Source organism: Aeromonas sp. LsrichE-8G (genome assembly GCF_022869435.1).
GTDB lineage: Bacteria > Pseudomonadota > Gammaproteobacteria > Enterobacterales > Aeromonadaceae > Aeromonas > Aeromonas caviae.
This window is the reverse complement of sequence record NZ_JALIHH010000225.1, coordinates 1-764: the sequence shown is the minus strand read 5'-3', so window position 1 is coordinate 764 and position 764 is coordinate 1. Positions and strand designations below refer to the sequence as shown.

Below are 764 nucleotides of genomic sequence, written 5' to 3'. Positions count from 1 at the left end.
CGTGGCAGGAAATAACAGAGAAGTTGGAGTGGGCAATGGTGTATTTATCCAAAAACGGCAAAAAGAGTAGGCAGAGAAAATCCAAGCAAAACAACACGTTAGACGGTATTATTAATTCGCTTGCCGCTTAAGGTTCTGTACATGAGTGTCGAAATGGCCTCGCCTCCTCCACCACCCGCACGATGGAGGGATGATTGAGCAGACGGGCGCGATAGGCACGCAGACGGCCATAGCCAGCCGGGATCTCGTGGGCCCAGTCGGCGTAGAAGAGCGAGGGGGCTGCGGCGCAATCGGCCAGCGTAAAGTCTGCGCCGGCAATCCAGTGGCGTCCTTCCAGTCGCTGATCAAGCCAGGGGTAGATCTGATTGAGCAGCTCGCGGGCCTCCACTACGCCATAGCGGTCGCGATCAGCGGCCGGGCGCATTGCATCCAGCACCACTTTTTGCATCGGCGTCATCACATAGTTGTCGAAGACGCGATCCAGCATATGCACCTCCAGACCCGCATCGCCAGGCGGGATCAGGCTGACGGGGCCCGGATGGTGCGCCTGCAGATGGGCGACGATGGTGCTGCTCTCGAGGATGCAGCGACCATCATCCAGCAACATCGGGAAGCGCTTGATACCAATCGGATTAAACATTAGGTCAGTTTTATCCAATCTCGGCTACAAAGTGACATCACCCGCTCCACATCGGCAATAAAGTGCTTCCAGGCCGATGTGCAGGCATCAAGGATGTCGTCGTAATCCTTGAAGCTGCGATTAG

The 764-nt window shown here is 56.2% G+C and carries 2 pseudogenes; both read right to left on the bottom strand.

Annotation, left to right across the window (positions count from 1 at the left end):
• Positions 1 to 127: 127 nt before the first annotated feature.
• Positions 128 to 622 (bottom strand): annotated as a pseudogene (locus MUW49_RS19610) (glutathione S-transferase family protein); the annotation flags it as partial.
• 17 nt (positions 623 to 639) lie between these two features.
• Positions 640 to 764: pseudogene (locus MUW49_RS19605) on the bottom strand (IS630 family transposase); the annotation flags it as partial.